Origin of the sequence: Flavobacterium frigidimaris (assembly GCF_002217275.1) — a bacterium.
GTDB classification, from domain to species: domain Bacteria; phylum Bacteroidota; class Bacteroidia; order Flavobacteriales; family Flavobacteriaceae; genus Flavobacterium; species Flavobacterium aquidurense.
The window spans coordinates 20220-45770 of record NZ_MUGV01000008.1; the positions used below are offsets into that span (position 1 = coordinate 20220).

General features: G+C 35.5%; 16 protein-coding genes. 9 read left to right on the plus strand and 7 right to left on the minus strand.

Features of this window, described 5'->3' with window-relative positions; all coding sequences use genetic code 11:
• Positions 1–74: 74 nt before the first annotated feature.
• Positions 75–2132, plus strand: coding sequence for a tetratricopeptide repeat-containing sensor histidine kinase (locus B0A65_RS04415; RefSeq protein ID WP_074661012.1), 2058 nt, complete (start codon positions 75–77; stop codon positions 2130–2132).
• Complete coding sequence (locus B0A65_RS04420; protein ID WP_074660635.1) at positions 2122–2820, plus strand: response regulator; 699 nt, start codon at positions 2122–2124, stop codon at positions 2818–2820. The genes B0A65_RS04415 and B0A65_RS04420 overlap by 11 nt, the downstream gene beginning before the upstream one ends.
• A gap of 81 nt (positions 2821–2901) precedes the next feature.
• Here the strand turns inward: B0A65_RS04420 and thiL are convergent, their stop codons facing one another.
• Both thiL and B0A65_RS04430 read right to left on the minus strand, forming a co-directional pair.
• On the minus strand, positions 2902–3948 hold the full coding sequence (thiL, locus tag B0A65_RS04425; protein ID WP_074660637.1) for a thiamine-phosphate kinase: 1047 nt from the start codon (positions 3946–3948) through the stop codon (positions 2902–2904).
• Positions 3949–4287: 339 nt separating this feature from the next.
• A complete protein-coding gene (locus tag B0A65_RS04430) occupies positions 4288–8346 on the minus strand; it encodes a T9SS type B sorting domain-containing protein (protein ID WP_083370466.1) in 4059 nt (1352 codons plus the stop codon).
• A 185-nt stretch (positions 8347–8531) separates the two neighbouring features.
• On the opposite strand from B0A65_RS04430, the gene B0A65_RS04435 reads away from it, so the two are divergent.
• Together B0A65_RS04435 and B0A65_RS04440 are read left to right on the plus strand one after the other, a co-directional pair.
• Positions 8532–9464, plus strand: coding sequence for a 1-phosphofructokinase family hexose kinase (locus tag B0A65_RS04435; RefSeq protein WP_074660640.1), 933 nt, complete (start codon positions 8532–8534; stop codon positions 9462–9464).
• A gap of 159 nt (positions 9465–9623) precedes the next feature.
• Complete coding sequence (locus B0A65_RS04440; RefSeq protein WP_074660641.1) at positions 9624–10103, plus strand: DinB family protein; 480 nt, start codon at positions 9624–9626, stop codon at positions 10101–10103.
• A gap of 59 nt (positions 10104–10162) precedes the next feature.
• Here B0A65_RS04440 and B0A65_RS04445 read toward each other — a convergent pair whose 3' ends face one another.
• Both B0A65_RS04445 and B0A65_RS04450 read right to left on the minus strand, forming a co-directional pair.
• Positions 10163–11122, minus strand: a complete 960-nt coding sequence (locus B0A65_RS04445) for a helix-turn-helix transcriptional regulator (protein WP_074660643.1) — start codon at positions 11120–11122, stop codon at positions 10163–10165.
• A gap of 187 nt (positions 11123–11309) precedes the next feature.
• Complete coding sequence (locus B0A65_RS04450) at positions 11310–11942, minus strand: outer membrane beta-barrel protein (protein WP_074660645.1); 633 nt, start codon at positions 11940–11942, stop codon at positions 11310–11312.
• A gap of 444 nt (positions 11943–12386) precedes the next feature.
• Here B0A65_RS04450 and B0A65_RS04455 point away from each other — a divergent pair, with 444 nt between their 5' ends.
• Entirely contained in the window at positions 12387–12881 is a 495-nt protein-coding gene (locus tag B0A65_RS04455) for a hypothetical protein (RefSeq protein WP_074660646.1), read from the plus strand.
• A 78-nt stretch (positions 12882–12959) separates the two neighbouring features.
• Here B0A65_RS04455 and lepA read toward each other — a convergent pair whose 3' ends face one another.
• The 3 genes from lepA to B0A65_RS04470 form a co-directional block, all read right to left on the minus strand.
• On the minus strand, positions 12960–14756 hold the full coding sequence (gene lepA, locus B0A65_RS04460) for a translation elongation factor 4 (protein WP_074660648.1): 1797 nt from the start codon (positions 14754–14756) through the stop codon (positions 12960–12962).
• Between the two features lie 164 nt (positions 14757–14920).
• A complete protein-coding gene (locus tag B0A65_RS04465) occupies positions 14921–15652 on the minus strand; it encodes an NUDIX hydrolase (RefSeq protein ID WP_074660649.1) in 732 nt (243 codons plus the stop codon).
• Positions 15653–15675: 23 nt separating this feature from the next.
• Positions 15676–16392: an NUDIX hydrolase gene (locus B0A65_RS04470; protein WP_074660651.1), complete on the minus strand. Its 717-nt coding sequence runs from the start codon at positions 16390–16392 to the stop codon at positions 15676–15678.
• A 501-nt stretch (positions 16393–16893) separates the two neighbouring features.
• On the opposite strand from B0A65_RS04470, the gene B0A65_RS04475 reads away from it, so the two are divergent.
• From B0A65_RS04475 to B0A65_RS04490, 4 genes are all read left to right on the plus strand, one after another.
• Positions 16894–20007 carry a SusC/RagA family TonB-linked outer membrane protein gene (locus B0A65_RS04475; RefSeq protein ID WP_242670226.1) on the plus strand — a complete coding sequence of 1038 codons (3114 nt, stop codon included), beginning with the start codon at positions 16894–16896 and terminating at the stop codon, positions 20005–20007.
• Between the two features lie 11 nt (positions 20008–20018).
• On the plus strand, positions 20019–21593 hold the full coding sequence (locus tag B0A65_RS04480; protein WP_074660653.1) for a RagB/SusD family nutrient uptake outer membrane protein: 1575 nt from the start codon (positions 20019–20021) through the stop codon (positions 21591–21593).
• A gap of 23 nt (positions 21594–21616) precedes the next feature.
• Positions 21617–22987, plus strand: coding sequence for a hypothetical protein (locus B0A65_RS04485; protein ID WP_242670228.1), 1371 nt, complete (start codon positions 21617–21619; stop codon positions 22985–22987).
• A 77-nt stretch (positions 22988–23064) separates the two neighbouring features.
• A complete protein-coding gene (locus B0A65_RS04490; protein ID WP_074660655.1) occupies positions 23065–25548 on the plus strand; it encodes a glycoside hydrolase family 2 TIM barrel-domain containing protein in 2484 nt (827 codons plus the stop codon).
• Positions 25549–25551: the final 3 nt, after the last annotated feature.

Consider the following 25551-nt stretch of genomic DNA (forward strand, 5'->3'; position numbering starts at 1 on the left):
AGGCTGTCAAATTTTTGACAGCCTTTTTTTGTGTGTATAGTTTTAGTATTTTTGGTAAAATTCAAAAACTTATATTGAAAAGATATTGTAAAATACTATTGTTTTTAGTGTTGCTTTTTCTTAGTTGTACTAAGAAGGACCATTTAGAAAAAAACGCAACTTCTTCAGAAGACAGTCTTCCTGTCTATTTATCATTAGCCAATGATATCAACTTAAATTATACTTTTAAACAAAAGTACAATCAGAAAGCTTTTTCAATAGTTATCAATCAAAAAAATGATTCGCTTAACAGGGTTAATTTATTTAAGATTGCGAACCGTTATTACAATATGAATGATTTAAAATCATATCGTGTAATATCAGAACTTGTTTTAGACAGAGCAATAATTACTAAAGATTCTGTAAGCATAGCTAAAGCATATACGTATTTGGGTGATTATTACAGTTCTCAGACAATTTCAGACAGTGCCTTTAGAAACTATTTTAAAGCTCAAAAAATTTACCTGAAAATCAATGATGAATATAATTTATCTAAAACATTATTAAGTAAAGCAACCTTGCAATACGATGAAGGAGATTTTTTTGGAAGTGAAATATCTGTTTTTAAAGCTTTGAGCATATTAAAAGGGAAAAAAAATGTAAGCGACCAACTTTATGAATGTTATAATCTTCTTGGGATAATTCATAATGAAAGAGAAGAGTATGGAAAGTCTTTAGAATTTCAAAATAAAGCCTTAAACATGCTTAAAGATCCTGCTATACCATTGGATCTTCAATTGAAAGCTACTTCATTAAATAACATAGGCTTTATTTACATGGGTATGCAAAACTATCCAAAAGCAATCCTTTATTTTGAGGAAGGATTAAAACAAAAAAATCTTTTTAAGGAAAAAACAATATTGTATGCCATGTTGTTAGATAATTTAGCCTACTCTAAATTCAAATTTAAGAAAATGGATGGCCTTGCTGACGAATTTTACAAATCTTTAAAAATTAGAGATAGTTTGGGCTTAAAATCTGCCATGATATCAAACCAAATTCATTTGTCTGAATATTATGCACTAACAAAAGATACTTTTAAAGCTATTCAACTTTCAAAACAGGCGTTAATGCTTTCGCGTCTTTCCAGTAAACCAAACAATACATTGCAAGCTCTTAAACAGTTAGGGATTGTTGATCCTAAAAATGCTTCTATTTATTCTAAGGAATACATTACGATGAACGATAGAATGTTGCGTGCAGAAAGGAGAATGGGTGAGAAATTTTCTCGTATTGAATATGAAACTAACGAAATAAAAGATCAAAACTCGAATTTGCAGGAGAAAAACAGGGCTTTAGTGTATGTTTTTAGTATTTGTACTTTGTTAGGTTTATTTTTTTATGTTTACAAAACACAACAGGCGAAAAACAGAGAGTTACTTTTTAAGCAGCAACAGCAAATTGCCAATGAAGATATTTATAATTTGATGATTTCTCAGCAAAATGATATTGAGATGACCCGAATTAAAGAAAAGAAAAGAGTTGCCCAGGAACTTCACGATGGTGTTTTAGGAAGAATGTTTGGTGTGCGAATTAGCTTAGACAGTCTGGATAAGATAGATGAGGTGCAGGCCTCACAGAAAAGAAAAAAATATTTAACAGAGCTGAAACATATCGAAGAAGATATTCGTGAAATTTCGCATGACTTAAATAGGGAAAAATCAGAATTAATTAATAATTTTATCGCGATTTTAAACAAATTGTTTGAAAATCAACAAAACACGTATAATTCTAAATTAATTACGTCTTTCGATCCCCATATTAAGTGGGAATTGGTCAGTAATATTGTCAAAATTAATTTATACAGAATTATTCAGGAAGCCTTACAAAACTGCAATAAATATGCTGATGCAGAAACGATTACAGTTGGCTTTAAAAGTGAAATTGATTATTTGATTTTATCGATTTCAGATGATGGAAATGGTTTTAATGCCAAAAGGACAAAAAACGGAATAGGATTACATAATATTCAATACAGAGCAAAAGAGTGTAAGGGTACAGTCACTATAAAATCTGCCAAAGGAGAAGGAACAATTCTCTTTATTAAAGTCCCAATAGATCAAAAAATAAACCTGCAAAAGAATGACATTTAACCTAACATCACCGATTTCGCCTTTAATTAGCCGAAATATCTTAATTGTTGATGACCATCCTTTTATAATTGAGGGATATAAAAATGCGATAACACGTTATAATCCCAAGGAATATGATTTTGTTATTTCACAGGCGTATGATTGCAGGTCGGCTTATGATTTAATTGAAGCTGAGACGACTCCAAATTTTGAAATAGCTTTTTTAGATATAAGTATGCCGGCTTATGAGGAAAAAGACATTTTTTCAGGTGAAGATCTGGCGAAATTACTCATGAAAAAAATGCCACATTGCAAGATTATTTTGCTGACAATGTATACCGAATTGCTGAAAATAAAAACAATTATCAGAACTATAAACCCAAATGGTTTGATAATTAAAAATGACCTTACTTTTGATGAGCTGCTTTTTGCTTTTGATAAAGTAATGAAAAACGAGAAATATTATAGTCAGTCTGTGGTAAAAATGCTGAATCAGTCGGCGCATAATTCAATCGAAATTGATGAGTTTGATAAACAAATTTTATTTCACCTTTCAAAACAAACTCCGGTTGCCCACATGCCACAATACATTCCGATTTCGTTGAATGCTATTGAAAAACGAAAAGTCAATTTAAAAGAATTGCTTAAAATAAAGTCTGGTTCAGATGAAGAATTAATTAAAGAAGCCAAAAGTAAAGGGCTTTTTTAAAATGAAATTCCAAATAAAAAATTCCACATTCCAATGACAGTATTATTGGAATTTGGAATTTTTTATTTGGAATTTTAAAGATTATTCACTCAATGCGTCCCAACCTCTTGCTTTCAAAGGAATTTGAGTATTGGCACGTGTCACTAAATTTATTCCTTCACTCTCATCGGCCATGTGACCAATTATAGAGAAGTTTGGATTTCCTTTTATTTTGTCGAAATCGTTAATGTCAATTGTAAATAGTAATTCATAATCTTCTCCGCCATTAATAGCAACTGTAGTGCTGTCGATATTAAACTCCTCGCAAGTTGAAATAAACTGAGGATCTAACGGTAATTTATCCTCATACAAATTACAACCCACTTTTGATTGTTTACACAAATGGATAATTTCTGATGATAATCCGTCAGAGATATCAATCATCGAAGTTGGTTTTATTTCAAGAGCGTGCAATAAAGTGCGAACATCTTTTCGTGCTTCTGGTTTTAACTGGCGTTCGATCAAATAACTGTACATGTCTAAATCTGGCTGACTGTTTGGGTTGACCTGAAAAACTTGTTTTTCGCGTTCTAAAACCTGCAATCCCATATAAGCTGCACCAATATCGCCAGTTACAACAAGTAAATCGGTTTTTTTAGCGCCGTTTCTGTAAACGATCTCTTCCTCATTAGCTTCACCAATTGCAGTTATGCTAATAATTAATCCTTTTTGAGATGAGGTTGTATCTCCGCCTATAACATCTACTTTATATTCTTTTGCAGCGTGTGTAATGCCTTCAAATAATTCTTCTAAGGCTTCCAGAGGAAAACGGTTAGAAACTGCCACAGAGACCGTAATTTGAGTTGCTCTGGCATTCATAGCACAAATATCAGATATATTTACAACTACAGCTTTGTATCCTAAATGTTTTAAAGGCATGTAGGCTAAGTCAAAATGTACTCCTTCGATCAATAAATCGGTAGAAACGACTACTTTTTTATCCTTAAAATCAAGAACAGCAGCATCATCGCCTATACTTTTTAAAGTGGACTCCTGCGTAACATCAAAATTTTTGGTTAAATGTTCTATTAAACCAAACTCGCCTAATTGCGCTATACTGGTACGTTGTGGGTTTTTATCTTCAATCATTTTATCTCTTTATTACTTTTTTGGTTTTTTACCAAGGTTGCAAAGGTACGAAGTTGATGATTTAATAACTATAGAGAGAGTTGATTATTAATTTTTAAGCAGGAAAAAATAGGATATTACAAGTAGTTATCTACGTTTTCTTCGATTAATTTAGCTACTTCAAGTTTTAATTTCGGATGATGATTTGTGAGAATTGACCAAATATTGGCATTGTTAGTACGTGAAGGATGGGAGCAAGTTACCGAAGTAACGCGGACAGCCTGACAGCATCTCGATAAGAGGGCGAATAACCGCAATGTAAATTTGCCCTCTTATCAGGATGGTGGCACGCCCAAATGATCATCTTTTCATACTAAAATGTGCTTTGAATACCTGACTGATGCCATCCTGGGTATAAAAAACCTGAAACCAATAATCAGTAGAAGGAAGCGCATTTCCGTTGTAATTGCCATCCCAACCCGGACCTGCCGGACTGAGTCGCTTTAAGAATTTGCCGTAGCGATCGAAAATGTTTATATAGGCGTCTGGTTGAAAAGCAAGATCCGGAATATTCCAGGTATCATTGTAGCCATCTGCGTTTGGAGTGAAAAATTTTGGGTATTTGAGTACTTTGGCAATTAAAATCTGATCGTCGCAATTTCCTTTTACATCTTTTACAGTTATAACGTGTTCGCCGGAATCAACATTTGAAAATACATTGTTGGTCTGAAAAGTACCGTCATCCAATTGATATTCGTAGATTCCAAAACCGTTAGTGAGCGTTACGATAATGTCGATCGTATCTTCAAAAGAATCTGTTACGGCAACAGTTGCAATGGCGGGGCTGGATTTTTCGACAATAACTGTGGCAGGATTATATCCACAATCGTTACCAATATTAGGTGTTTTTTTAGTGGTGACAACAGTATAAGTTCCTTCCTGACTTGCGGCATAAGTGGCTCCTGTGCTTATTTTGTTTCCGTTTAGGAACCAGTCAATTGTGTAAATATTGGGATTAAGTTCTGAATTTAATTGGGCCGCTCTGAGTAAAGTTCCTGTTTGGTAATCGACACAGATTATCCCGTTTTTTAATTGCAAATCTTTCAGGGGATAAATGGTAATATCAAAGTCATCTTGCGACGCACAAGCGGAATTGGCCGGAGCTGCAGCATAAATGTATATTTTTTGACTTGTATTTATTTGTTGACCGGCCAGGTAAGGTGTTCCTGTTGCATTTGGTCCGCTGTAATAAGTACCAATTGATAAAGGTGGTAATGTATAGCTTTGACAAATGGCAACATCCGCAGTGCTGACCAATGTAGGAGTTGGTGAAATGGTAACCAAAAAGCTTTTTTCGCTGGCGCAGGTTTGCCGATTTCCGACAATGGCGTAAACATAAATGGTTTGAGAGGTTTTTAAAATTGTGCCAACGGGAATTACAGTACCTTTTCCCTGAGGTTGTGAATAATAGTTACCTAATTTCAATGGCGGTAACGTGTAGCTGTCACAAACATTTATGTTGGCAAAAGTACCCAAATCTATTCCGTTGAAATTGACTTTAAAAAAAGTTTCATTTCGACAATTTGCGAAGTCTGGCCATTCATTATAAATATAAATAGTTTGGCTGCTGCTTATCGATGTGCCTTCGGAAACTTGAGTTCCTATGCCATGCGGGCCTCCGGTGGCAGTGTAATATTTTCCGTTTTTTAATTTTGGCAGTTTAAAATCAGTACAGGTTACTACATCTGTAAAACTATCGACAAGAGGAAGCGGCCTGATTTCGACAATAAAATGGTGTTCGTTGGTACAATCTGTTCCAACGGAATAGATATAAATAGTTTGTGTTTTATTAATAATATCTCCTGCTTTTAATGGGAGTCCGCCGCCATTAGTTTCGGTGAAATAATTGCCGTTTACCAAAGGGGGCAATAGGTATCTTTGGCATTCTAATCGATTAGCGGGAGTGTCTACCAAGGGTAAAGGTTTTATGGTAATGTCGTATTTTATATTATCAGTGCAATTGGGAGCTGTTGTCGTGGTAGCGTAGTAATAGACAGTTTGCGAAGTGGTAAGGACTGTTCCTGCCGGAATGCTTTTTCCCTGACCTTTTGGACTATCAAAATAACCGCCTACTTCAACTGCAGGTAAGGCATAGCTCCCGCATTTCGTAATAGGAACAAACACCTGCGAATCTACAATATCGATTTTGAAAGAATGCTCATTGGTACATCTTCCATCATTGGCAAAAACAAAAAGGGTCTGACTAGACGTAATGTTATCTCCGGCATTTAAACGGTTGCCCAAACCTCCTGCTAACGTATAATAATTTCCATTTGTCAAAGACGGCAGAATATAAGAATCGCAAGTCACGACATTGCTTGGCGTATCTACTAAAGGCAGCGGAAAAACGACAAACGATATGGCTTCGTCACGACATACTATACCGTTGATTACGGCATAATAATAAATAGTTTGGTCAGTTGTAAAAGAAGTTCCTGCCGGAATTTCATTTCCACCTCCTCCGGCAGCAGTAAAAAAGCCTCCAACCAATACTTTCGGAATTATATATTTTCCACAGGCTTCTTTAGGAAAAGTCGCTTCGTAAATCAGGATTAGATTAAAGTAATTTTCGTTGGTACATTTGTTTGTCGCATTTGGGCCACTATAAATATAATACACCCCACCTTTGGTAAGTACATCTCCGGCATTCAATTTAGTTCCTGTTCCTCCCGGGCCTGTGTAATAATTGCCGGCTATTATAGGTGGTAATGTATAACTGTTGCATTCAATTACATCGGGAATATCATCAACTGTAGGGAGTGAATTAATAGTTAGAATGAAATTGACGGTTGTATAACAAATCGAACTTGATATAGGTTCTATTCGTACCCAGATGTTTTGTGGAGATTGAGATAAACTTGTAATGAAAACTGCAGGATTTGGAATTCTATTAGTAGCGCTTGTTGCATCAATTTGACTTCTGTAATAGCTAATTTTATAATCGGAAGGATTTAATCCATTTAGAATAGTAGTTTCCTGTAAAGTTAAATTAACAAGCACTCTTCCGGAATTAGTATCGCATAAAGTAAGGTCTGGAGGTTTTACAGCATTAATGGGGTTAGTTACCAATAAATCAAAAGAAAGTAGGGTATTGCAAAAGGTATTTCCGTTAGAAACATGTAGTAGTTTTATGTAGATAGTTTGGTTTCCTGTGCTTGTATAAGTAGTTAATTGATTGTTGGGGATTGCTGGTCCGTTTGAATTGGCAGCAGCCAAAGAATTAAAATATTGAAGAGTATATTCGGCCGGATTGAGGTTTAATGTGGCTTGATTATTCTGTGTCAGATCAAATTGATAATTTGCATTTCCATTGTAACAAGCAGTTAAATTCTGAGGAGATGTAATGGCTAAGTCTGAAATAACTACTTCATCTTTGATAACACAGCCAGAAAGCGAGGCCGTAACGCCGTAAGTTCCCGCTTTATTAAGTGTTAAAGAATTACCTGATTCGCCAGATATTACAGCGCCATCCAGCGTCCAGACATATGTATAGTTGCCCGTAAGTCCGGACTGCAGTGTAATTGTTTCGCCTTGGCAAATGGTTCTGTCCGGACCTAAATCCATAGCAGTTATAAAACTGCCGCCTTTTATAAAAACTGCAGAATCATAACCACTATCATGATAATCACCAATTGCCAGTTTAATACTATATGTTCTATTGGGAATAACAGTAGACGAAGCCGTTAATACTTTAGTTTCGCCTCTCATATTTATAGAAGAGTCTCCCGGATTAGTTACATTATAATGATCAAATAAATTGGCATTGGCAGATAAACAAGAAGAATTATATTGCTCATCCCGAATATTTTTGACCGAAACGGGTGTTGTTGTTCCAGGCAGCACGGCAAGATTTGTTGCTGTTCCTGTGGTTAAATCAGTTAAAATAAAAGCAAAAACATCACTAAAACCACATTGGAACTCCCCATATTCATTAGAGGCAAAAAGAAAATCAAAACTAAAATTGCTCGATAAGGGAGTAAAGTCAAACTGAATAAAACTAATATCGGTAATGGGAACAGTTTGTCCATTTTCGTCACTTATAGTTTGCAAATCAGTATCATTGGTTGTATTCAATTCACTGCTTTCATTGGCTCCTGTGTAGGCTCCTTCGGTATATTTTGCAACTCCATTCCGAATAATAATTCCGTTTGAGATAGGAAAATTTGGATTGGTGTTGGTGAATTTGCCGATTCCCTGATGCGATGAGAATTTAAAGTTGCTCTCGTTTGCACAGGCATTTTGCATTAATTCTTCGCGAATTAGCTGCGGTATACTCAAGCTTGTAGTGTCGACTATAATTCCTTGTGACGAAGCTATGGTCGAATAAAATAATAAAAATAGAAGTAGAGGTGCTCTCATAATTCTGATTTTATTAATTTGGGTGTTTAAAGATACGAATGATTTTATTTTTAACACAATGAATTCCAGTATTTTAGATTATTAAAATACTTGCTATTAATTGTTTTGGAAGAGCAGTTATCGATTCTAATTTTAGTAAATTGCATATAGTGTTAGCAGAAAACCATTTTTATAAAAGTAAAAACATGAAAGCATTTGATATTATCACCCTGACGGTAAACCCGGCCTTAGATAAAAGCACCCATTTTAAAGGCTTGGTTGCAGAACAAAAAATACGTTGCTCCGAGCCCAGATTCGATGCCGGAGGGGGCGGAATCAATGTTTCTAAAGCAATATCCAGATTGGGTGGCAAATCGTTGGCTGTATTTACTTCTGGCGGACCATTGGGAAAAATGCTGGAAGAATTGGTAGCAAAAGAAGCCATAGAATTTCAGGCGATTCCTATTCAAACCTGGACAAGAGAAAGTTTTGTAGCTGTAGATGAAAATACTAATTCACAATATCGTTTTGGTTTTACCGGAGGAGAAATTACAGCCGACGAAGAAAAAGCAGTTCTGGAAACGCTGAGTAACTCAAAACCAAAGTTTTTAGTCGCAAGTGGCAGTCTGAATGAAGGTTTGTCTTCCAACTTTTATCAGAAAGTAGCAGAAATTGCCAAAACATCCCATTCAAAATTAATTGTTGATACATCCGGAGAAGCTTTAAAAAAAGTTTTGGAAACAGGAGCATATCTAATTAAACCAAATGTTGGTGAACTGGCAAAACTAATAGGAGTAGAATGTCTGGAAATGGAAGAAGTAAATGAAGCTGCCAAAAAAATCATTGCCAAAGGCGGTGCTGAAATTGTTGTCGTTTCACTTGGTCCTCAGGGAGCTGTTTTAGTTACAAAAGACGATTATGAATATGTTCCTGCGCCAAATGTTGCTAAAAAAAGTACTGTGGGAGCCGGAGATAGTATGGTTGGCGGAATGGTTTGGGCATTGTCTCAAAACAAAAGCCTGAAAGAAGTTATTCGTTGGGGAGTGGCCTGCGGATCTGCCGCAACCATGAATGAAGGAACACAATTGTTTAAATTGGAAGATGCGAATCGTTTATTTGAATGGTTGAAGAATAAGTAAAACTTATTTATGTGATGTAGAGACGCACTGCTGTGCCCCTCTACCGGAGCACCTCTACGTTTGTCAACAGAAAAATAAAATATTTTTTTCCTGCTGACAAACTGTTGTCACCAACCCTCAATACTTTTGAAGTATTAAACAAATTAAAACTTTAAAATTATGAAAACACTAGCAGCCCAAGTAATTACTCCTGAAGATTTATTGAACCACTGGCAAGGTCACCGTGCTTTAACAAGACGTATAATTGAAGTTTTTCCTGACAAAGATTTCTTCGAATTCTCAATTGGGGGAATGCGACCATTTGCGAAATTGGTAGATGAGTTTTTGGCAATGGGAGCTCCGGCAATGAAAGGAATTGTGACAAAGGATACAGCACCTTTTGCAGAAGCATCTGAAAATTTGATTTTTAAAGCGCAATATCTTGAAAAATGGGATGAGGCGACAGCAGAAATTACTAAATATTGGCAACAATTAACGATTGAAGATTTTAATGAAACTTTCAATTTGTTTGGACAATATAATTTCCCTGTAATTCAAAATGTTTTGTATTTAATTGACAACGAGATACATCACCGTGGACAAGGTTATGTCTATTTAAGAGCTTTAAATATCGAACCTCCTTTTTTCTGGGAAAGATAAAAAACCTGTAGTTTGTAAATAAAAAAACTCCTGAAGAAGAATTACTTTCAGGAGTTTTTTTATAAAAGTCTTTTTCTATTGATTTCTAATAATTCTAAAGCCCGGACTTTAAGTCGTTCCGGTTCCAAAATTTTGGCATAATCGCCAAACATTAAAAACCAACGTGCAAAACCACTTTCGATATCGCGGCACATAAAAGTCATTTCTATTTGACCGTCAACTTCCTTTTCCGAAATATAACCGTGGTATTTTCGCTCTGTTTCTAAATATCTCGCGATTTTCTTTTCGATCAAAATTCTAACTTTTGTGGTCGGAATGGTTTCTGTTTTACTTAAATAGGTTTCTAAAGAATCGTGTTCGATTGTAAAATCATATTCGGTTTTTTGAATGCTCTGAATTCTGTCTGTTCTAAATTGTCGGTAATCTTTTCTCAAATGGCAATATCCTAAAAAATACCAGCTATTGTGATCATGAAAAACACCAACAGGTTCAATGTTTCTTTGTGTTTTTTCGTCTTTTTCAACGGTTTTATAAGAAAGTAATATTTGTTTTTTCTCCGCTATACTTTCAAATAGAACAGCCAAAGTATTAGGCGAATTATCATTAAACATGGGCTCAGCAGTTTGCATAACCACTTTCGATTCAATATTCGAAAGCCAATCTTTATCAGAACTTCGCAAAACCGATTTTAATTTAAACATTGCCGAGGCATAATGATTTCCTAAAGAAGGATCTGTAAATTTCTGCATCAGTTTTTCTGCCGCAATAAAACTACTTACTTCCTCGCGCGTAAACATAACGGGCGGTAATCTGTAGCCATCCATCAAGGCGTAACCCACACCGGCTTCACTGTAAATTGGAACTCCGGATGCTTCCAATGTTCGAATATCTCTGTAGATAGTTCGTAAACTGACTTCAAAGCGATTGGCCAATTCCTGGGCTTTTACAATTTTTTTTGATTGTAACTGAATCAGGATCGCGACAATACGGTCAAAACGTTTTGGAGATTCGTCAAGCATTTTTTTGAGGTTCTGAGGTTCTGAGGTTCTGAGTTGCTGAGGTTCTAAGATTCAAAGATACAAAGGTTGATAGAAACAATAAACCCGATAACAAAAGTTATCGGGTTAAAATTGCTTTGCGAACTTTGCGTAAACCCTTTGCGAACTTTGCGGTTAAACCGTCAAAGTAAGGCTGACAAGTTAAATTTTAAAACTTGTATAACAGTCCAAATTTAGGTTGTGCAAAGATGTTGTTGAATAAATTAATATTTAATTCAAAACTGTTTGATGATGACCCGTTTTCCGGATTGGCATTATTGTAGGTTAAAATGTCGGCTAAAACAAAAGTTGCGGCAAATTTCTTAGTAAAGAAATAATTTAATCCTACGGTAATGTTAGCTTTTATTCCGTTTGTAGTATTATCATATCGCACGGGATCGCCTACAATATTGTATTCGGCTTTTGCGTGGCTATAACCAAGACCTGCATCTGCAAATGCTTTGAAACGTCTCGAGTCAGCTTCAAAAAAGTAATATCTGGCAAAAGCACCGATGCCAAAAAAACTGGTTTTACCATCATTGGCATCCGTTTTACCTCCTCCAAAATCTAAATCTCCTCCAACCGCAAAGTTATCGGCGATTAAATATCCAAATTTTGGATTGATAGAATAAGCGTTCGAGTCGTCACTTGTACTAACCGAGATACCTCCTTCAATAAACATATCTCCCTTTGAGAATTTAACACCTTTTGCTGAGTGCATTTCTTCCTCTGCTTCTTGTTGTTGCGCATTGACAAATGAAAAAGTAAACAATGTTGCGATAATTAAAAATTTCGTTTTCATAATATAATTTTTTTTTAGTTGTAAGATTAAAGTTATATTTTTTGTGTTAAAATTTATTCTAATCTCGATGAAATGCACTAAAAACTAGACGATTAAATTATTTTTTTTGTTTTTATAAGTATTTACTTATGGTTTATTAAGCTAAAATTGTAAAAAGCGTGTAAATACAAGGATTTATGAAGTAGTGAAATAAATAGAAAAATATTCATACAATTTAGATTGTTAATTTGTTTTATTTGCTATTTTTAAATCCATATAAAATAGAGCAAATGAATAATGAGTTGCTTTGCAATTTATTTTTAGAAACAGTGCTACCTACTTAAATCTGGAGCTAATAATTCATGTTGCACTTTCTTTTGGACGCAAGCTTTTTTACTAAATACGTTCTGTCCAAATGATCTTTACCGGAGAAGATTAATTTTTAAATTTTAAACCCCAAATAAAATGATTAGAAATTACACCTTTGACGAGGCTTATAAGAGATTTGAGCCTCACGATCACAGATGCGCCTACTGCAGACAGGCTAAAATGCAAAATATAAATGATTGTTATTTTTTACCGCTTACTGTAGAAGACGATAAAACCAATATCGTTATTTACAAATCTGTAGAATATTCGAAAATTTTAATTGGAATACCCAGGTGCGAGTCTTGCAAAGCCATTCATTACGATGCAAGGAATAAGGCCATTAGCCTGTCGATGGTTTCCGTTATATTATTATTAGGGCTTTTGCTTTATAATTTTGCAAATTTAAACACATTCGTATTTATGCTGGGACTTTTTACCGTCATCTTCGGTGGTATCTATGGATCAGTAAAATTATCAGAAAGATACGTTACCAATAAAGGTATCTATACGGTAAAATACGGTGCCGAAACAAACGAAGTCGTTCGTGATCTCATTATATCCGGATGGACATTTAACATATCAATTGCATAAAAACAAAACCCCCGATAACGAAGTTATCGGGGGTTTCTATTCTATATTCTTTACTCTTGCCTCTTTTTTCTAAAAAAACTAGTCGTTAAGTTTCAAAACAGCCATAAAAGCTTCTTGCGGAATCTCAACGTTTCCAACTTGTCTCATACGTTTTTTACCTTTTTTCTGTTTTTCAAGAAGTTTACGCTTACGCGAAATATCTCCACCATAACATTTTGCGGTAACGTCTTTACGAAGTGCTTTAATCGTCTCACGAGCGATGATTTTAGCTCCAATTGCCGCCTGAATCGGAATATCAAATTGTTGTCTTGGAATCAATTCACGTAATTTCTCGGTCATTTTTTTACCGATGTTATAAGCGTTGTCTTCGTGAATCAAAGCTGAAAGTGCATCAACCGTTTGTGCATTCAAAAGAACGTCCAGTTTTACTAATTTAGAAGTTCTCATTCCAATAGGAGAGTAATCAAAAGAAGCATAACCTTTAGAAACTGTTTTTAAACGATCGTAAAAATCGAATACAATTTCGGCCAACGGCATATCAAAATTTAATTCAACACGTTCTGTAGTCAAATACGTTTGATTCGTAATTTGACCACGTTTTTCAATACATAAACTCATTACGTTTCCAACGAAATCAGATTTTGTAATGATGGTCGCTTTAATAAAAGGTTCTTCAACTCTGTCTAAACGAGATGGTTCAGGTAAGTCAGAAGGATTGTTTACTACGAATGGAGTTTCCGGATCTTTTTTGGTGTAAGCCAGATACGAAACGTTAGGAACTGTAGTAATTACAGTCATATCGAACTCACGCTCTAAACGTTCCTGGATAATTTCCATGTGAAGCATTCCTAAGAATCCGCAACGGAAACCAAATCCTAACGCTGCAGAACTTTCAGGTGTAAAAACTAACGAAGCATCATTCAATTGCAATTTCTCCATAGAAGAACGCAAATCTTCATAATCTTCAGTATCAACAGGATAAATTCCGGCAAATACCATTGGTTTTACATCCTCAAAACCAGTAATCATATTTGTGGTTGGTGTTTTTGCATCTGTCAATGTATCACCAACTTTTACTTCTTTTGCTTCTTTAATTCCAGAAATCAAATATCCAACATCTCCGGTAGAAATAACATTTTTTGGAACCTGATTCAACTTTAAAGTTCCTACTTCATCAGCAAAATATTCATTGCCGGTAGCCATGAATTTAATTTTTTGCCCTTTTCTGATTTCTCCATTTACAACTCTAAAAATTACCTCAATTCCACGGAATGGATTGTAATGTGAATCAAAAATCAATGCCTGTAAGGGTTCATCAACATTTCCTTTTGGTGGAGGGATTTTTTCGATAATAGCTGCTAAGATATTCTCAACACCAAACCCTGTTTTTCCAGAAGCATGAATAATATCTTCCAATTTACATCCTAATAAATCGATGATATCGTCACTAACTTCTTCCGGATTAGCGCTTGGTAAATCCACCTTATTCAAAACCGGAATAATTTCCAGGTCATTTTCTAAAGCTAAATATAAGTTTGAAATTGTTTGTGCCTGAATGCTTTGTGCAGCATCAACGATCAAAAGCGCCCCTTCGCAGGCGGCAATAGATCGCGAAACTTCGTATGAAAAGTCAACGTGACCAGGAGTGTCAATTAAATTTAAAATATATTCTTCTCCTTTATAAGTATATTCCATTTGTATGGCGTGACTCTTAATGGTGATTCCACGCTCGCGCTCCAGGTCCATGTTGTCAAGCAATTGTGCTTTTTCTTCACGAGCTGTAACGGTTTGTGTAGCGCCCAATAAGCGGTCTGCCAGTGTACTTTTACCGTGGTCAATGTGTGCAATAATGCAAAAGTTACGTATCTTCTTCATTTTATTATTTCAATTCTCTTATGCGAGTTTTAGTAATTTCCGGATGTAAATTTGCCCTGTAGCGATTGCGTTAGAGCATGTTATTAAGGCGCAAAGATAGCGCAAAGTTTTGGATTCTGGAATGTAGTTCTTCGATAGTTAGAATCTGGAATTTAAATTAGACCTTAAAATTCAAAATTAAATCCTTTTTCGGTTAGTTTACTGTAAATGTCAGGATCAAATTTGTATAATTTTGCTGCTCTGTGCGAAACATCTTGTTGTTTTTCATCTAAGGCAACCAACAATTTCATGTGCAAAATTTTTCTTCTAAAGTTCGATTTTTCCAGTTCAACTCCCAAAATCTCTTCATATAAATGCATTAACTGCAATAAAGTGAATTTTTCAGGCAAAAGATTGAATCCAATTGGCGCCTGGCGAACGCGGTTTTGAAGCTGCAATAAACTGAAATTTAAAATCTCGTTGTGGTCAAATATTAGATTCGGAATTTCATTGATTCTACACCACTTTGCCTCCTTTACTGCTAAACTGGCTTTAACATCATAATCTTCCTGATTGACAAGAGTGTAATATCCGATAGTAACAATACGTCGATCTAAAACCCTTTTTGGATTTGTAAATGCCTTTAGCTGTTCCAGATAAATATTGTCAAGACTGGTAAGTTCATAAAGAATTCTATGTGCGGCATCATCAGCGCTTTCTTCTCTTTTCATCCAGCCGCCAAGCAATCCCCAGTTTCCTTCACTTTCTCCTCCGGCATGTTGTACCAAGAGCACTTCCAGACTTCCTTTTTTAAAACCAAAAATTACGCAGTCAATTGAAATACCATCAACTGCTGGTGTCGGGCTATTTAAAATAGTGTCGATTTTAGAAATTTCTTTAGGGGATAATGCTGCCATTCTTTGCTTGTATAAGCGTGTTATTAAAATTCAAAATTGAAACCTCTTTCAGTGAGTTTAGTATAAATCTCCGGATCAAATTTATATAATTTTGCCGCTCGATGCGAAACGTCTTGTTGTTTTTCATCTAAAGCAACCAATAATTTCATATGCAGAATTTTTCGTCTGAAATTAGATTTGTCCATTTCGATTCCTAAAATCTCTTCATACAAATGCATTAATTGCAATAAAGTGAATTTTTCAGGCAAAAGATTGAAACCAATTGGCGCCTGACGCACTCTGTTTTGAAGATGTTTCAGACTATAAGCCAGAATTTCATTGTGATCATAAATTAAATTCGGAATAGCATCAATTTTATACCATTTGGCATCTGCTGCCGTAAAACCTGCTTTAATATTATAATCTTCTCTTTTCACCAAAGCATAATATCCGATAGTGATAACCCGTCGAAGCGGAAAACGATCCGGATCTCCAAAGGCTTTTAGCTGTTCCAGATAAATATTATCAAGACCGGTTAGCTCATTCAATAAACGATGTGCTGCGTTGTCTGTGCTTTCCTTTTTATAAATCCATCCTCCGGGAAGTCCCCATTTCCCTTTACTGATTCCTTCGCCATGTTGCACCAGAAGGACTTCTAAACTTCCTTCATCAAAACCAAATATAACGCAGTCAATCGTGATCGCATTCATTGCATTTTGTTCATTTTTCAGGACTGAATCGGAATCTATTTTTTTATCCATGCATGAGAGAAATTTTGACAAATTAAACAAATAAAATGCATAAGTGTCTTTATTGATTACTTAATATTTTTTTAACAAAGTAAAAATTTGATAATCAGCTATTTGAAATTCTTAAAAAAATCAATTTAAAAATCAGAATTCTTTAAATGATTGATTATCAAAATTCTACTTCGGTATTTTTTTGATATTATTTATTTCATTTTCGACCGTAAACTTATCAGATCAATAAAATTGAATCTCCATAAATCAGAATTAGAAAAAAATAACCTTAATATTTTGCTAAAATAGAAAAAAAGTTTTACACTTGTAGTCAAATTTACCATAAGATAAGTTCAAAATGACTATAAGTTTTAAAAGAACAATTTTGGAAGCAATTAAAACAGCTGAAAACAGTCTGTATAATTGTCGTTATTGGTATACGCGCAATGAAACTTACACTCTTATATACAATCAACTAACTTAATTTAACCAACTTTTTTTATTATGAAAAGCAACTATTGTATGAAAACAACAATGTCCTCGTTTTGCACGGCACTGTTGTTTAGCTTATTTATGATACAGTCGGGTTTTGCACAGGCACAATCCCGATCTGTAAGTGGAACTGTAATATCGACCGTTGACGGAATGGGAATTCCGGGGGCAAGTGTCGCTGTACAGGGAACTAAAACCGGTGCTACAACCGATTTTGACGGAAATTATAAAATAGAAGCAAAGTCAGGCGATGTTCTGATATTTACTTTTATTGGATTCAAAAGCCAGAAAATAACCGTAGGAACGCAACAAACGATTAACGTCAAATTGGAGGAAGAAACTTCAGAACTTAAAGAAGTAGTTGTTATTGGATACGGTTCGCAAAAGAAAACATTAGTTACCAATGCTGTTACTCAGGTAAGTGGAGAGAATCTTGCGAAAACCAATACTACAAATGCACTTCAGGCACTTCAGGGACAAGCGGCGGGACTTCAGGTTACGTCTACTTCAGGACAACCGGGAGAAGGTTTGAATGTTGTGATCAGAGGTGCTGGTTCGACTGCAGGAACTAGTCCGCTTTATGTTGTAGATGGAATATTGACAAGTGATATTTCTTATTTGAACAATTCAGATATCGAATCTATTTCGGTTTTAAAAGATGCTGCTTCAGCTGCTATTTATGGTTCTCAGGCTTCAAACGGGGTTATTTTGGTAACGACCAAAAAAGGAAAACGTGGCGCAGGCGGGCAAATCACATTCGATCAATACTATGGAATTCAATCTGTAGCCAGAAAAGTTGATTTGCTAAACGCAACAGAATATGGTGTTATGCTAAATGAAGCCGCTGTGAATTCTGGTAAAAATCCCTATTTCACGAATGATCAAATTGCAGCATTAGGATCAGGAACAAACTGGATGGACCATATGCTTACTGATAATGCCGCCACTAAAAACTTTTCATTTGGAGCTTCAGGTGGTTCTGATACTTCTGTTTATTCTACTTCATTGTCTTATTTAGGTCAGGAAGGGGTTGTAGGAGGAAAAGATTTGTCCAACTACGAACGTTACAATTTCAGATTTAATTCTGAACATAAATTGTACAAAGATGTTGTGACTTTAGGTGAAAACTTAAGCTTCGCTTATATTGATAAAAACGGAATTGGTGTTGGAAATCAATATAATAATTCATTAAGAAATGCTTTTCAGGCAACTCCATTAATGCCAATGTACGATGCTGATGGTAATTATTATGACACTACAAAAGATACTGAACCATGGTTGGCAGGTGCCGCAAACCCGTATGCTTTAATGGTTTACAACAATCAAAATGAAAGTAACAACCAGAAATTATTAGGTAATGTTTATTTGCAAATTGAGCCAATAAAAAACTTAACGTTAAAAACTACCTTAGGTCTTGATTATTATGCAGGAGAAGGTCATTCTTATTCTCCTATTTACCAATTGTCAATTTATGCAAATAGTGCTTTTGACAAAGTGAATCAAAACATGAACAAAGGCAAAACTATTACTTGGGATAACTTGTTAACCTATAAATTTAATGCTGCCGAAAATCATCACTTTGAAACTATGGTAGGTACCTCTTCTATTAATTATGACGGAACGAATGTATCGGCAACTAACGCAGATGTGATTTTTGATGATTTAGAACATGCCTGGTTAAACAATACCACTAATAAAGATGGTGCAAAAATGACAATGACTGGTCTGAAACAAGAGACTAAAAGAATGTCTTACTTTGGAAGGTTAAACTATAACTATAAAGAAACTTATTTGTTAAATGCCACTTTTAGAATGGATGGATCTTCTGTTTTTTCTAAAGAAAATGAGTGGGGTTATTTCCCATCTGTTTCTGCAGGATGGATTGTATCAAATGAAGCGTTTTTGAAAGATTCAAAAGTAATCAACTTTCTTAAATTGAGAGGAAGCTGGGGACAAGTAGGAAATCAAAATGCAAGAGCTTTCCAATATCTATCTACTATCAAATCAAACAATACGAATTACATTTTTGGAGATACGGAAGGTGTTCTTACACCAGGAGCTTATCCGGACAGGCTTTCAAATCTGGATTTAAAATGGGAAACTTCAGAGCAGGTTGACTTTGGTTTAGATGCCAGATTTTTAAATAATGCTTTAAGTGTAACTTTTGATGTTTACAATAAGAAAAGTAAAGACTGGTTAATTTTGGCTCCAATATTGGCAACTGCCGGTGCTGATGCTCCATTTATTAATGGTGGAGATGTAGTAAATAAAGGGGTTGAGTTAAGCTTGAATTACCAAAATAAAATTGGAGATTTTAATTATAACATTAGTGCAAATGGTGCTTATAATAAAAACACAGTTGGACAGATTCCTAATTCTGATGGTATTATTCACGGGTTAAGCAATGAGCTTTATGATAATGCAGGTGAATTCTACAGAGCACAAAACGGTTTCCCATTAGGTTATTTCTGGGGATATAAAACAGGTGGTGTTTTCCAAAATCAGGAGCAAATTAATAATTATAAATCAGCTAGTGGTGTAGTATTACAGCCTAATGCAGCTCCTGGAGATCTGATTTATCAAAATGTAAACGGAGATGACAAAATAGATGCTTCTGATAAAACAGAGATCGGAAAACCAAATCCTGACTTTACATTTGGTTTCTCTTTGTCAGCTAGTTATAAAGCGTTTGACTTTTCATTGATGGCAAATGGTGTTGCAGGAAACCAAATCGTACAATCTTATAGAAATCAGGCCGGCGCTTACGGAAATTATACATCTGCAATTTTAGATCGTTGGCATGGTGAAGGTTCGTCAAACACGGTTCCGAGAGTAACTGAAGACAACAGAAACTTTACACAGTTTTCTGACTTATACATTCAGGATGGTGATTTCTTAAGAATCAGCACAGTTTCACTAGGATTTGATTTCGCTAAAATGAAACAATCAAAACCATTTTTTGCAAGTCAGTTCAGACTTTATTTCTCAGTATTAAATCTATACACTTTTACAAAATACAATGGTATGGATCCTGAAATTGGATTTGGTTCTTCAAACGATGACCAGAAATTTTCATCAGGTGTTGATGTTGGATACTATCCAAGACCAAGAACATTCATGATGGGATTAAATGTTAAACTTTAATAAATAAAAAGATGAAAAATACATATTTATATATTTTCTGTTTTAGCTTATTGTCTCTGGGTTCTTGCAGTTTAGAAACAGAACCGTTGACACAACTAACAGATACAAATTTTTACAAAACCACAGATGATGCTTACACAGCACTTGTGGGTTGTTATGATGGTTTGCAAGTTGCTACCGGAGCATCGGGCCTGGGTGTTCCGGTAATAAGCGAAGTAATGTCTGATGATTGTTTTGGAGGAACCGGTAATTCTGATGGTTTCAATTATGCAGCTATCGATGAATTTGATATTACACGTTCTCCATCAGATGTTGATATGCTGAATGGTAACTGGATTGCTTACTATAAAGCACTTTACCGTTGTAATATTTTCTTGTCTAAAATGGATCAGATTGACTGGAAAGGAAATACAACTTTAAAAAACACTTACGAATCTGAAACTAAATTTATCAGAGCGTATCTTTATTTTGAAATGGTGCGTTTATGGGGAAATATTCCATTGTTAACAGCGCCTTCTTCTGAAAATGTTCCACAGGCAAATCCTGATGAAGTTTATAAAGTAATAGCGCAGGATTTGGTTTTTGCTGCAGACAATTTGCCAGCAACAGCATACAACACAACAACTGGTGGACGTATTACAAAATGGGCAGCCAAATCTTTACTAGGACGTGTTTACCTGTACTATACTGGTTATTATGGAAAAAGTGATTTAGTTGGAGTAGTTACTAAAGCTCAGGCTCTGGGTCATTTAGAAAATGTTATTGCCAATAGCGGACATGGTTTGGTGGCAGATTTCTCTACTTTATGGCCAGCGGCTTCACTTGATAAATATGCAGGTGAAAGCAATAAAGAAATTGTGTTTTCTATAAAATATACTTACACAAGTGATTATAACGGAAATACGGATGGTAATGGCTGGTTGGTAATGTTTGGAATGAGAGAGTTCTCTTCTTACCCTTATGGACGCGGATGGGGAATTACTGTAAACTCTAAATTATGGAATGTGTACGATGCAAAAGATACCAGACGTGTCGCAACGGTAATTGGAATTGATGAAGAGAAAATTCCTTTTGATAAAAAGAACAGCCAAAGAGAGTATACAGGTTATTACAACAAAAAATATTCGCCAATGGTGGATAAAGACGGGAAAGATCTTCCGTTAACTATGGGTAGCCAATTTTGGGATATTAGCCAATTTCAGGATTATGTGGTAGTGAGATATGCCGATGTTTTATTAATGGCAGCAGAGCTTGGAAGTGGAAATGCTCAGGCTTATTTTGATGAGGTAAGAAAAAGAGCTTACAAAGACAACTTTACCGCTTTACCAGTAAACGCTGATAATATTTTGAAAGAAAGACATTTAGAATTTGCTCTTGAGGGTGTTAGATATTGGGATTTACTACGTCAGGGTATTGGAAAAGCCTCTTCTACAATTGCTGAAACTACTACCTTGTTAAGTGGTGGAGTTGCCGGAACAAAAACAATCTCGGCAGCTAAAATTCAGGCAACAAAAGGATTGCAACAAATTCCGAATACTCAGATTACATTGTCTAATGGAGTATTAAAACAAAATGCCGGTTGGTAATTTTAATTAAAAAATGAAACACAATGAAAAATATTAAAATAGTAATCTCATCCTTTTTGATGGTGGCAGCAATGCTGTTATCCTCTTGTTCGCCAGAGTCTTACTCCTTGGATCCTATTACAAATAAATCAGATATTAAATTTGAAATTACTCAGGATTTTGCTGTAGATCCGGGTGGAAATACGGTAGTTTTAAAGAATACGACCCCGGGTGTTATTTTGACCTGGGATTATGTAACAGGGAAATCAAACAAAGCAACAGAAACAGTTAAATATGCTTTTAAAGGTAATTATACTATAAAAATTTCTGCTGTTACTGATGCCGGAATTGTACAGCTGGATCCTGTAACGGTTACGGTAACTAAAGACAATTTGAACTATGTGAATGACCCACTTTGGACGGCTTTATCCGGTGGAGTTGGTAAGAAAAAATCATGGGTAGCTGATAATGGTAAATATGGCTTGGCAATGGGTGCTATGTCTTATGCTGATCCTAGTGGAGTGGTAGAGTGGGGTAACTTTACACCAAACTGGGAACCTGAAGGAAATGCTAATTCAAGTACAGATGCAGACATGCATTGGGGACGATACATGACTTTCAGCCTTGATGGCGGACCTTTTATGACGGTTCAGGAAAAAGACGGAACTGTAAAAGAAAGCGGAACTTATTTCTTAGACATCAACGCGCATACTTTAACATCTACAGGAGCAACTATCCTAAGACCAGACAACTATATTGCAAACGCAAGTAACTGGAATAACAATATTAAAGTATTAAAACTTACTGATAATCAGTTAAGAATTGCTGTACTTAGAACCAATAGTGAAGGTACTTGGTGGTACATCTGGAATTATGTCGCTAAAGATTATGCTGACAGCTATGTTCCTCCGGTTACTGTTCCTGTTGTTGATGAAGGTTTTAATCCCAAATTTGCTCCGGGAGAATTGTTAACGATGCTTACTGGTGGAGTTGGTGCAGGTAGAGTTTGGAATTTAGATGGAAAAGGGAATCCTGTAGACTGGATTGGAAAAGGAAAAGGCTGGACTGTTGATTCGACAAGTTCTTATAACTGGGGATGGAATGACGATTGGGCAGCATTGGCTGGTAATTCATGGATTCGTTTTGATCAATGGGGAGGTAAATTAAACTATACAAGAAGTCAAAATGGCGTTGTAACTACCGGTTTATTTACTATCAACAGTGAAACCAATGAAATCAATTTAGGCACAAATACATTAATTCAAAATTCTACCAGCTGGATGAATCCAACAGTCAACGTGATTAAAGTAGTGAAAGCGTATAATACAGGTTATCTTCAAAAAGGTATCTGGTTGGGAACATCATATGATGCAGGAAAGGATGAATGGTTTGTTTTCCATTATATAATTCCTTAAAATTATAAGATTTTTTAATTCATAATAACCTGAAAGTAGTTTCGCTATTTTCAGGTTATTTTAAAATTTATAATACTATGTTTCAGCTAGCTTCGTACAAAAAATTAGGATTATTATTGGTGTGTTTTGTTGTAATGACAGGATGCAAAAAAACAGATGATCAAAAATTTAGCAACCGAAAAATTTCTTTTAATTCCGATTGGAGTTTTCATTTAAATGATAGCATCATCGATAAAGATACTATTGGGACTTCAACTAAGTGGAGAACATTAAGTGTTCCTCACGATTGGGGTGTAGAAGGAAAATTTGATGAAAAAAGTCCGGCTGGTTATGGCGGAGGAGCATTAAACGGCGGTTTAGGCTGGTATAAAAAAACATTCAAAGTTGCAGCTGAAGACAGCAGCAAAGTAACTTCAGTCATTTTTGACGGAGTTTACAGAAACAGTGAAGTTTGGGTAAACGGATATTATTTAGGAAAACGCCCAAACGGATATATTGGTTTTCAATATCAAATTTCTCCTTACTTAAATTATGGAGACAAAAACAATGAAATTATTGTTAAGGTTGACAATTCAAAACAACCCAATTCACGTTGGTATTCAGGATCAGGAATTTTTAGAAATGTCTGGATCGAAACTACTGATAAACTTCATGTTGGGCAATGGGGGACCTATGTTACTACTCCAAAAGTTACTGCCGAAAAAGCTTCCGTAAATTTTGAAACTACGATTCAGAATCAGAATTCAGTTTCAAAAAAAGCAACAGTAACCACTACTATTTTTAAAGATGATACTAAAGTAACAACTGTTACCCAAAATATAACGATCGGGGCAAACGCCAAACAAACCATCAAACAAGTGACAGAGGTTGAAACTCCAACTTTATGGTCAGTTGACAAACCGGAATTATACACTGCAGTTACTGAAATTGCTGTTGAGGATAAAATCGTTGATCAGTACAAAACCAATTTCGGAATCAGAGATTTTAAATTTGATTTGGATAAAGGTTTCCTGTTAAACGGAAAACAGGTTAAAATCAAAGGAGTTTGCATGCACCATGATTTAGGGCCACTTGGTTCGGCAATCAACACGCGCGCCATCGAACGCCAGCTGGAAATTTTAAAAGGAATGGGTGTAAACGGAATCAGAACTTCACATAATCCACCTGCTCCCGAGCTTTTAGACCTTTGTGACAAAATGGGTTTCATTGTCATGGATGAAGCATTCGACATGTGGAAACAGAATAAAACCAAATACGATTATGCAAACGACTGGGACAAATGGCACAAGAAAGATTTAATCGATCAATTGCTTCGTGACCGTAATCACCCAAGTATTTTTGTTTGGAGTATCGGAAATGAAATTCCGGAACAATGGAGCGAAAACGGTGTTACAATCGCAAAAGAATTAGCAGCAATTACACGTCAATACGATAAAACACGTCCCTTAACCGCGGCAATGAATCCGCCGGTAAACATGAATATTGATGCTGTAACGTTACAATTCGAAAAGAATAATGTTCAAATAAATCCACTTGCCGCAGCCGGAGTTTTAGATCTTATCGGTTACAATTATGCGCATCAAACTTATGAATATCATAAAAAGAATTTTCCAAACACACCTTTTATTGCGACTGAAACTACATCAGCTTTAGAAACGCGTGGTTATTATGATGCCAACTCTGATTCGATTAAAAAATGGCCAGTACGATGGGATCTTAAATTTACAGATGGAAATCCGGGAAACACCGTTTCGGCTTATGATCAGGTGCAGGCGCCTTGGGGCTCTACACACGAAGCGACCTGGAAAGTCATTAAAAAACACGATTACCTTTCCGGAATGTACATTTGGACCGGTTTTGATTATATCGGCGAACCAACTCCTTACGAATGGCCGTCAATCAGTTCGTATTTCGGAATTGTAGATTTAGCCGGTTTTCCGAAAGACGTTTATTATATGTACCAAAGCGAATGGACTGATAAAACCGTATTGCACATTTTTCCACATTGGAACTGGAAAGCGGGACAAACCGTTGATGTTTGGGCCTATTATAATAAAGCCGATGAGGTTGAGCTTTTCTTAAATGGAAAATCAGTTGGAATCAGAAGCAAAAAAGGAGATGATTTGCATGTAATGTGGAAAGTTCCTTTTCAGGCCGGAACCTTAAAAGCTGTTTCCCGTAAAAACGGAAAAACTGTTTTAGAAACGGAAATCAAAACCGCAGAAAATCCATCCAATTTAAAATTGACCGCAGACAGAAGTAATATAAAGGCAGACGGAAATGATTTATCATTTGTAACGGTTGATATTCTGGATGCAAAAGGAATTTTAGCGCCAAACGCAAATAACGAAATCAATTTCTCTTTAAAAGGAGAGGGGAAAATAGTGGGAGTTTGTAGTGGAGACCCGGTTAGCCACGAATCGTACAAAGGTTCTAAACATACCGCTCTAAACGGAAAATGTTTAGTAATTGTTCAGTCTTCTAATAAAACAGGAAGATTAGAATTGACCGCTAAAGCGAATGGATTAAAACCCGCAACAATTGTAATTACAGCAGAATAAAAT